Origin of the sequence: Streptomyces sp. B1866, assembly GCF_031932565.1 — a bacterium.
Taxonomy (GTDB): domain Bacteria; phylum Actinomycetota; class Actinomycetes; order Streptomycetales; family Streptomycetaceae; genus Streptomyces.
Window position 1 is genome coordinate 1 of sequence record NZ_JAVSCF010000501.1, and the last position, 1,546, is coordinate 1,546.

General features: G+C 79.8%; 2 protein-coding genes. One reads left to right on the top strand and one right to left on the bottom strand.

Translation table 11 applies throughout. From position 1 onward, the window contains the following. Positions 1 to 7 precede the first annotated feature (7 nt). The gene (locus RKE29_RS29795) at positions 8 to 829 is read left to right on the top strand and encodes a serine hydrolase (protein WP_312008831.1); all 822 of its coding nucleotides are present in this window, start codon (positions 8 to 10) and stop codon (positions 827 to 829) included. On the opposite strand, the gene RKE29_RS29800 is transcribed toward RKE29_RS29795, so the two are convergent. After that, a complete protein-coding gene (locus tag RKE29_RS29800) occupies positions 718 to 1,539 on the bottom strand; it encodes a serine hydrolase (RefSeq protein ID WP_312008831.1) in 822 nt (273 codons plus the stop codon). The genes RKE29_RS29795 and RKE29_RS29800 overlap by 112 nt on opposite strands. Positions 1,540 to 1,546: the final 7 nt, after the last annotated feature.

Genomic DNA, 1,546 nt, shown 5'->3' on the forward strand with positions numbered 1-1,546 from the left:
GGCCCGGGTGCCTCCCGCGCGCGCCGCCGCCTCGCCGCGGCCGGCTCGGCTGTCGGCCGAGGCGCTGGCCGACGCGCTGCGGCCGGTGGCGGACGGCACCGGCGCCGCGGTCTCGGTGGCCGTGCTGGACACCGGGACCGGCGCGAGCGCGCGGTACGGCCACGGCGCGTACGACACCGCCAGCGTCGTCAAGGTCGGCATTCTCGCGGCGCTGCTGCTGCGCGCCCAGGACGCCGGGCGCACCCTGACGGCGTGGGAGCGCCGGCAGGCCGGAGTGATGATCGAGCGCAGCGACAACCGCGCGGCCGACGCCCTGTGGCGCGCGATCGGCGGCGCCGACGGCTTCGACGCGGCCGGTGCCCGGCTCGGGCTGACCGGCACCCGCGGCGGCCGCGGCGGCTCGTGGGGGCTGACCCGGACCACCGCGGCGGACCAGCTGACGCTACTGCGGCGGATCTTCCCCGGCGGGGACGAGCCGTCGGTGCTCGGCGCACGCTCGCGCGCGTACGTCTCCCGCCTCATGGGCGGCGTCGTGCCCGGCCAGGACTGGGGCGTCTCCGCGGCGGCCGGCGACGGTGCGGAGGCGGCGGCCACCCGGCTGAAGAACGGCTGGCTGCCGCGCAGCGCCACCGGCCTGTGGGACGTCAACTCCATCGGCCGGGTGACCGCGGACGGCCGCACCTACCTCCTCGCGGTCCTCTCCCGCGGCCACACCGGCTACGCCCGCGGCGTCGCGGTGGTCGAGGCCGCCGCGCGAGCCGCCGTGCGGGCCGCGGCCCGCACGGCGGCTCGCGCGGCGGCCTCGACCACCGCGACGCCGCGGGCGTAGCCGGTGTGGCCGCGGGAGAGGACCGCGAGGAGGTAGGTGCGGCCGTCCGCGGTCACCCGGCCGATGGAGTTGACGTCCCACAGGCCGGTGGCGCTGCGCGGCAGCCAGCCGTTCTTCAGCCGGGTGGCCGCCGCCTCCGCACCGTCGCCGGCCGCCGCGGAGACGCCCCAGTCCTGGCCGGGCACGACGCCGCCCATGAGGCGGGAGACGTACGCGCGCGAGCGTGCGCCGAGCACCGACGGCTCGTCCCCGCCGGGGAAGATCCGCCGCAGTAGCGTCAGCTGGTCCGCCGCGGTGGTCCGGGTCAGCCCCCACGAGCCGCCGCGGCCGCCGCGGGTGCCGGTCAGCCCGAGCCGGGCACCGGCCGCGTCGAAGCCGTCGGCGCCGCCGATCGCGCGCCACAGGGCGTCGGCCGCGCGGTTGTCGCTGCGCTCGATCATCACTCCGGCCTGCCGGCGCTCCCACGCCGTCAGGGTGCGCCCGGCGTCCTGGGCGCGCAGCAGCAGCGCCGCGAGAATGCCGACCTTGACGACGCTGGCGGTGTCGTACGCGCCGTGGCCGTACCGCGCGCTCGCGCCGGTCCCGGTGTCCAGCACGGCCACCGAGACCGCGGCGCCGGTGCCGTCCGCCACCGGCCGCAGCGCGTCGGCCAGCGCCTCGGCCGACAGCCGAGCCGGCCGCGGCGAGGCGGCGGCGCGCGCGGGAGGCACCCGGGCC